At 39.6% G+C, this 565-nt stretch carries 2 pseudogenes; both read right to left on the bottom strand.

The features are described from left to right. A pseudogene (gene papX, locus ACLO87_RS16935) lies at positions 1-226 on the bottom strand (HTH-type transcriptional regulator PapX); the annotation flags it as partial. A gap of 271 nt (positions 227-497) precedes the next feature. Next, positions 498-557: pseudogene (locus ACLO87_RS16940) on the bottom strand (IS1 family transposase); the annotation flags it as partial. Positions 558-565: the final 8 nt, after the last annotated feature.

Consider the following 565-nt stretch of genomic DNA (forward strand, 5'->3'; position numbering starts at 1 on the left):
CCATATATGCTGAGTGATTTATTCCATACACCCCCAGAAATTCAGATATATTATCCTGCATTCTTTTATTTGTGCGAATACAGAGCTGCATCAACAAATGTTCCCGAAAGGGATATGCGGGGTCTTTGTTTTTTTGGTGTCTGATTATTTTTTCTAATGTGTCTGTGTTATTCATTTCATTATTTTCCATATTACTGAAACACACTGTCTGTGTACAAGCGCGCATCAGTCATCCGGTAAACATCGACTTTCCACTACAATTTATTCCTACCTGATTTCTGTATGACAGAGTAGTCCCGACAGGCAGACGGATAAATTCCCGCAGGTAAAAGAACATAAATGCTGGCTGCTGACAAGTCTGTGAAAAAGGATTATTGTAGTGGTTCACAAAATCAGGACACCGGAATAACCTGTTTCCACTTTTCTTCATGTAAGCAAGGCGGTAAACCATCGTTGTTCGTGTGAGGTCGATAAACGTTGTAGGTAATGACTCCAACTTATTGATAGTGTTTTATGTTCAGATAATGCCCGATGACTTTGTCATGCAGCTCCACCGATTATGAGA

Source organism: Paenalcaligenes sp. Me52 (genome assembly GCF_050487965.1).
Taxonomy (GTDB): domain Bacteria; phylum Pseudomonadota; class Gammaproteobacteria; order Burkholderiales; family Burkholderiaceae_B; genus Paenalcaligenes.